At 56.8% G+C, this 5,447-nt stretch carries 5 protein-coding genes and 1 tRNA gene; 1 reads left to right on the top strand and 5 read right to left on the bottom strand.

What is annotated here, in order from left to right; all coding sequences use genetic code 11:
- Window positions 1–435: 435 nt before the first annotated feature.
- The 4 genes from H7007_RS00040 to H7007_RS00025 form a co-directional block, all read right to left on the bottom strand.
- On the bottom strand, window positions 436–960 hold the full coding sequence (locus H7007_RS00040) for a hypothetical protein (RefSeq protein WP_287152432.1): 525 nt from the start codon (window positions 958–960) through the stop codon (window positions 436–438).
- 12 nt (window positions 961–972) lie between these two features.
- Entirely contained in the window at window positions 973–3,132 is a 2,160-nt protein-coding gene (locus tag H7007_RS00035) for an AAA family ATPase (protein ID WP_287152431.1), read from the bottom strand.
- A gap of 14 nt (window positions 3,133–3,146) precedes the next feature.
- Window positions 3,147–3,356: a hypothetical protein gene (locus H7007_RS00030; protein WP_287152430.1), complete on the bottom strand. Its 210-nt coding sequence runs from the start codon at window positions 3,354–3,356 to the stop codon at window positions 3,147–3,149.
- A 532-nt stretch (window positions 3,357–3,888) separates the two neighbouring features.
- Entirely contained in the window at window positions 3,889–4,653 is a 765-nt protein-coding gene (locus H7007_RS00025; protein WP_287152429.1) for a thermonuclease family protein, read from the bottom strand.
- Window positions 4,654–4,957: 304 nt separating this feature from the next.
- Between H7007_RS00025 and H7007_RS00020 the strand changes: the two genes are divergently transcribed.
- Window positions 4,958–5,110 carry a hypothetical protein gene (locus H7007_RS00020; RefSeq protein WP_287152428.1) on the top strand — a complete coding sequence of 51 codons (153 nt, stop codon included), beginning with the start codon at window positions 4,958–4,960 and terminating at the stop codon, window positions 5,108–5,110.
- A 173-nt stretch (window positions 5,111–5,283) separates the two neighbouring features.
- On the opposite strand, the gene H7007_RS00015 is transcribed toward H7007_RS00020, so the two are convergent.
- Window positions 5,284–5,359 (bottom strand) — tRNA-Ile (locus tag H7007_RS00015).
- Window positions 5,360–5,447: the final 88 nt, after the last annotated feature.

Below are 5,447 nucleotides of genomic sequence, written 5' to 3'. Positions count from 1 at the left end.
CCTCATAACGTCTTCCTTGACAACCCAATAAGGAATATCCCCAGGGCACAAGAGCTGATGGCCTATGTGCCGTCATGTCCTTTTGCCCTTGGTTTGCGATACCGGAGGAAGACGTCGGTGATTTGTCCTCTCCTCCGGATGGAAGGAGTGGAACTTTATCCTGGGGAGCGAAAATTTACAGAAGATTGTGGGCTTTACTCTTGCAGGAAGCCCTTGGGGCCCCTGGCGGGAGCAGGCGCTTAAAGGGCTTTTTCCTTTGAAAAGTTGAGAAAAATCTTTAGCTATGAGCTCGCCGGCATATCGGCAGGCAAAACCCCGCAAGGAGCAGTATGGGTGGATTCGAAACCGACAACGTTTCACGCAGAAGCTCTTCCCGGCGGCTCGGGGTTCTGCCCTGCAGGCGCGGATTCCGCTGAAACGGGTGGAGTGGGCTCTCTAAATCCCGTATTTCCTTTTCAGGAGCGCTTGAGCGCCCCCGGGCGCACAGGAGATAAGGTCTTTATACGTCCTTTCCACCGTCCTCGAGAATTCCTCGTTTATCCTCTCGGACAATGCGCCGACATCCCAGCTCGCCAGGCGAAGGGATGAGTATTCCCCCCTCTTTATCCTGTCCCCTGGAACGATTATCCATCCTTCGGCAATGTAATGCGGGCGGAAAAGAAAGGCGAAATAAGGCTCATAGCCGTCCACTTCGTGCCTGGTTCTCAACCCTTCCACGTCCTTTTCCGCGATACTCACCCTCTCTCCCTGACATGTCTTTACCTCAAAAGACATCTTTCGGCCACTCTTCTCGCAGAGGACGTCTATGTCCACCCCCTGAACGGCACGTTCCTCGGCCAGCCTGTAACCGAGCTCCGTGAAGGTGAGCGCCAGGAGCTTCTGGACCACCTTTCCGAATTCCTTTCCGTGCCGCTCGCGGATCTCCTCGAGCTTCCTCTCCGCGCTGAAGGTCAGGCCCATCCCCGAGCCACCTCATTCCCGCATAATGCTGGGTCCGCTTTGAGGATCCCACTCCCCCAGCCGGTAGACTACCTTGGCCCTGGAGACCTCCTCCTGTAAGGATTGGAGCAACTCCCCGTCCATGGTAGCCAGAAGCACCTGCCTTTCCGTCGAGACCTTATCGATAAGCCTTGCCAGCCGGCGCTTCTGCTCCGCGTCCAGGCTCTGGGACGGGTCGTCGAGGATGATGAAGCAGGGTCCACCCTCGCGGGAGGCGCTCCCCCCAAGGGCAAGGAAGATGCTGAGGGCAGCGCAGTTCATGTCCCCCTGGTTGAAGAAACTGACCACCTTTTCCGCGTCCCCGTCGCTCGATGCGTACACCTCGTCGTCATCGGGGTTGATGGTTATACTCTCGAAGTCGGGCCTCTCCACCAAAATACGGTAGTATTCCCTGATGCGCTCCCCCGCCTCCTCCAGTCTCTCGCGCACTTTTTCCCTAAGCGCTGCCTCCACCGAGTCCCTCGCCTTCTCCACTCCGTCCAGCATGAGGTTGAGCCTGTCGCGGGCTTCGTTCATCGATCTCCACTCCGGAGAAGAGGATATGGCGCGAATGACCTCTATCTTCTTTTTGGCGTCCAGAGCCTCATAGACGATGCCCGCCTGCTCCAGCATCTCTTCCGCAGAGGCGATGCCTTCGTTGTAGCGCTCGAGGACTTTTCTGGCCTCATCAAGCCCCTTCTCGATTTCCATCAACCTATCCCTCACCATCTTCCTCACGTCGTCGGCATCGGTGATGGTGCTCCCCAGCATCTCTCCGATACTCTCCCGCAGCGACCTGGCTTTCCCCTCGGACTCGGGGATCCTGCGCTCCACCAATTCCTCAAGCCGCCTTATGTCCCCCTCCAGACCTTTTACCTTTTTCGACAAATCCTCGCTTTCCTTTCCGAGGCCCTCCACCTCCTCGCCCATCTCCTCCCGCACGGCTCGGAGGCGCTCCATGAGACTCTCCGGAACGACCTCCTGTTCACAGGCGGGGCACGGTATACGAGAGCTCTTGTCCTCCAATTCTGACAGATAATCGATTGTCGCCGAGACCACGGGGAGGCGCGCGTTTATCCTTCTTAAGCGCTGATCTAACTCCTTCCGCCTGGCGATGTACTCCTCCTTGCGAGCGCGGAGGACCTCCAGGTCCCCACTACTCTCGAGTTCTTCTTTCTCCCTTTTCAGATCCTCCAGTTCCTTTGCCGCGCTCTCGTATTCGGATATGGCCCTGTTAAGCCGCTCGCGCAGATCTATCAGGCCACGCTGGGAAACCGTTCCAGGGTTTTCCCCGCGAAGCCTCCGGATGACCTCCTTCGCCCGCCTCTCATAATCCGCAAAATCCTCCGTGCCCCCCGCCGCTTTTAACTCCGGGGCACCGATACCCGCTTCCCGAGCGAGGGAACCCAGAAGGTCGGCAGCCTTCGCGGACAGATCGACGATCGTCTCTTCCGTGAAGCTGTCTCCCTTCAAACCCTTTTCTACGCCTTTCTCGCGCAGGGCTTCGATCCTTTCTTCGTAAGACCTCGACCTGGCCTCGAGTTCACGCTCCAGTTCCCGGTATATTTGCTCCGTTCTCTTCTCGTAATCTCTTACCCTTATCCTTTTCAGCGATTCGTAAAGAGTACGCAGGTCGGAGATGCCCAGCAAACGGTCGAGCGCCGCCCTGCGAACCGACGGTTCGCTCACCACGATATCCCGGATCACTTCCTGGTGGAGATATACAAGGCTCATAAAATCCCGGGCTTCCAATCCCAGGAACTTCCAGAGATCCACATCCTCCTCGTGCTCGTTGCCTTTCTCGTCCACAAAGGAAAACGCTTCGGTCTTCTTCCTGCCCGTTTTGCTTGATTTCCTCGTGACGGCGATCTCCCCTTCCTGCGACGACATGACCAGCTTCACGCGAGCCGATTCGCACGCGCGGTTCACGACCAGCCACCCTCTCTTGCGTTCGACGATACCGGTTGCGCCCTTGCCGGTTACCTCCTTCCCGTACAACGCCCACTCTATGGCGTTCAGGGTGCTGCTCTTCCCGCTGCGGTTCCCTCCGAAGAGGATGGTCACGGGCGCGGTGAGGTCCAGGGTCCTCTCCTCATCCCCGTACCCGCGAAAGCCCTTTATGCTGACCTCCTTGAGTCGCAAACCTTGAGCCATTCAAACCACCCGCCTTATATCGTTTCCCTGATTTCGTCCGCTAATTTCTCGATCTCCCGCAAGGCGGCGTCGAGCCGCTCCTTCACCTTGTCGACCACCCCTTCGGACAGACCTTCCTCGAGGCCCCTGTAGGCATCGTCGATTATCCGGAAGGCCAGCTCGGCGGTTTCCGGGTCCCCCGCGATTTCCCTTACCTTCTCCCTTACAAACTCTTTCTCTTCCATACGCCCATTGCCCCCTTGCTCGAAGAACATTCACACCATATGCGATCTTATGTTAAAAGCAGGCACTGACATCCTAATAATGCCCGGGGGAAAGCCGGTTCCTAAGGCCGGGGGTCGTAAGAGTCGAGTGACAGACGAGGCCGTAATGCGGGAAACCTATGGTGGTGATTGCAAAAGCCCGAAGTCATGGAAGCCAAACAGGAGGGTAAAGAGATCAGGAGTGGCGTCCTCTTAAGATCGCGAAATTACGGATACTCCGTGCAGTGAATAATACGAGGAGGGCGCGAAAATCAAGAGTTGCGTATCCGGGAAAAGAGCCACATACAATCGGCAGCCGGCAATTGAATAAGGGGTCGAAGGGCATCGGGCAAACACAACATCTTCGGGTATTGAGGTCTATACCTCTCTGCTTAGAAGTAACGACAACCGACAAAGTGAGTGGTGTATATGTACCGTTTATGCTCACCCTGCGAGAGGGAGCAAAGAAACGACCTACAGCAATGGAGAGGTTTTCTAGGATAGAAGAAGAATATCATCTCGGCGGGTTACAGACGCTGCAGGGCTCATAGCCGCGGGCCTTGGCCTCCGCCAATGATATGGGTATCTTGCTCTTGCTCAGGGAGCGGCAGCCGTCGCGATGATATTTCTCCCCGGTTTTCGTTATGTAGACGATTATGTCCCCACTCGACGTACCCGCCTGGGTGGTCGTGGAAGGCTGGGTAGAAGTGGCCCACAGGCCCAAGCTGTTGTTTCTCGCCTGGGCCTCCAGGGAGACGAAGTAATCGGCGTACTTCACGTCCGGGGGGTAGGTGGCGGCGTTGGCATATCCCTTGGCCACCAGCTCGGCGTTGACGAAGAGGCTCCCCACGTAGACGTAGCGGAGGAGCCTCCCGTACCTGTCCCTCTCGCTTATGTCCCTCTCCAGCCGGACCTCCTTTCCGGAGACCAGGGAGGAGTTGAAGGCTCTGGCCTCGGAGGCATAGGGCTGCCCTGCCTCCGGAGTGTTGATGCCGATGTAGCGCAAGGCTTCCATCCGGCCATCGGGGAATTTCACCTTGATGGTGTCCCCGTCGACGACCTCTACGACCGTGGCATATTCCCCCTCTTGCGCCTGTGGGGGCGTCTCTTCCTGCACCCTTTGGGGTTGGCTTACGGGCGTTCCCTGCTGATCTATGGAGGGGACATATGGTTTTTCCTCCTTCCCGCCACGGCCGGTGAGGGCGATGACCAAAACGAGGATGGAGATGATGAGAAGAAAATAAGCGAAAAACCTCTTGATGGCGGATTTCCCCTTCACGGCCTTCCACCTACCCTAAATCAAGGATATCTTCACCCCCGAGTAATAACAACTCCGCCGATTTATCCGACGTACCGTCAGCTCGCTTTCCTTTGGAATAGACTTTCTTCTCCGTACCCTGTTTCGCCCCGACTCCAATAGCCGGTCACCTACCCCACTCCCGGCATGGCCAGGCACCTTTGGAAAGGAGACCCCTTTTCCGAAAGTAAGAGGCTTGAAAGCGGAAGGCAGAATAAGAAGAGGCCAAGGAGCGAACCTCCCTGTCATGCTTGGCGGATATAATTTGATTGAAAGGGTGGTCGCCATGGCGAGGAGAAAGAGCTTCACCTCCATGCTCTACAGGCTGGCCAGGCTGAGCCGAGACTTCCAGGTAGTAGCTAGCGGGAGCCCCAGGAAGATTGCCCGGCGGGCGAGGAACAAGCTCATCGGGCGCAAGTTTTTGCGGAAGATATGGTGAACCTGCTCGACAACCCCAGAGGTTGTGGTGTTTTGCGGCAAGGGTCATGTCACGACAAAAAAACCACATCTGGAAGCACCGGCTTTTCGTCTGGAAGGGGGTCCAGGGCTCCCTCCGCGACCTGTCAATATAAAACCAGGCCGAGAGATATGCCCTCTGACCTGGTCTTTTGCTGGTGGGCCCTGTAGGACTCGAACCTACGACCCGCGGATTATGAGTCCGCTGCTCTGCCAACTGAGCTAAGGGCCCCTCCCTCTCTCGAAAAAAATTATAGCACAACGGTCCTAGACAGAAGCGTGCGTCCCCTCCCAGATATACTCCTTTTCGACCCCTCGCG

Origin of the sequence: Candidatus Solincola tengchongensis (genome assembly GCF_015711935.1) — a bacterium.
Taxonomy (GTDB): Bacteria; Actinomycetota; Geothermincolia; order Geothermincolales; family RBG-13-55-18; genus Solincola_A; species Solincola_A tengchongensis.
The sequence above is the reverse complement of the archived record's forward strand: the minus strand, read 5'-3'. Positions and strand labels throughout refer to the sequence as shown.

Excerpts from the sequence above, each read along its gene's own strand:
- H7007_RS00030 (WP_287152430.1), bottom strand. The coding sequence starts at position 3,356 with ATGGAAGAGAAAGAGTTTGTAAGGGAGAAGGTAAGGGAAATCGCGGGG.
- H7007_RS00035 (WP_287152431.1), bottom strand. The coding sequence starts at position 3,132 with ATGGCTCAAGGTTTGCGACTCAAGGAGGTCAGCATAAAGGGCTTTCGC.
- H7007_RS00020 (WP_287152428.1), top strand. The coding sequence starts at position 4,958 with ATGGCGAGGAGAAAGAGCTTCACCTCCATGCTCTACAGGCTGGCCAGG.
- H7007_RS00040 (WP_287152432.1), bottom strand. The coding sequence starts at position 960 with ATGGGCCTGACCTTCAGCGCGGAGAGGAAGCTCGAGGAGATCCGCGAG.